Genomic DNA, 1,070 nt, shown 5'->3' with positions numbered 1-1,070 from the left:
TTGAATAAACCCATTTTAGTAACTGGTGGTGCTGGTTATATTGGGGCAATAACGTCTTATGCTCTAATAGACAAAGGATACCTACCTATAATAATAGATGATATATCCTCAGGAGATGAGCGTTTAATCCCCAAAAATTCTACTTTTATAAAAGCTAATATAGCGGATAAAGAAATACTCAGTAAAATTTGTGATGATTATAATCCTGTAGCAGTATTACATTTTGCAGCCTCAAGTTTGGTTGCAGAATCAATTATAAATCCTGTATTATATTATCAAAATAATATTACTTCATCTCTTAATTTATTAGAAGTATTAATAAACAAGCAAATTAATAAGTTTATTTTCTCTTCCAGTGCCTCAGTATACGGAGCACCGCATAAATCTTTAATTCCCATAAAAGAATATTACTTAGCACAACCCATTAACCCTTATGGTTCTTCTAAACTAATGTTTGAGCAAATCCTAAAAGATATTAGTAATAGCCATAAGAACTTTTCCTATGTTTCTTTAAGGTATTTTAATGTAGCTGGTGCTGATTCTATTCATAATTGTGGGCAAATCTCTAAGCTTGCTTCTCATTTAATTAAAATAGCCTGTGAACTTGCAACTAAGAAACGAGATAAACTTATAGTTTACGGTAATGATTATAAAACTCCTGATGGAACCTGTATTAGAGATTATCTTCATGTGGTAGATTTAGCAAATATTCATGTTAATGCCCTTGAATATCTCTTAAGCGGAGGAAAATCAGAAATACTAAATTGTGGATACAATCATGGTTTTTCAGTGTTAGAAGTTTTAACAACTTTGGAAGAAATAATAGGCTATAAACTCAATATAGAATACGGGAGTAAACGAGACGGAGACCCTCCCATTTTAGTGGCTGATAGCACAAAGCTTAAAAAAGTTTTAAACTACATTCCTCTGTATGATGATTTAAAACTGATTATAGAATCTGCCCTAAAATGGGAAGAACAATTAGAATAACTAACTTTCTGGTAGACTTTGTGTGCTAAAACCTTACAGCATAGTATTGATTTTATTAAACAATATTCCTAAAAACTAAA

At 30.9% G+C, this 1,070-nt stretch carries 1 protein-coding gene; it reads left to right on the top strand.

Features of this window, described 5'->3' with window-relative positions:
• Window positions 1-990: UDP-glucose 4-epimerase GalE (galE, locus tag ACQCX0_RS00985; RefSeq protein WP_462562237.1), on the top strand; the 990-nt coding region annotated here is incomplete at its 5' end.
• Window positions 991-1,070: the final 80 nt, after the last annotated feature.

The organism is Candidatus Hepatincolaceae symbiont of Strigamia maritima (genome assembly GCF_055505085.1).
This window is presented reverse-complemented; position numbering and strand designations above follow the sequence as displayed.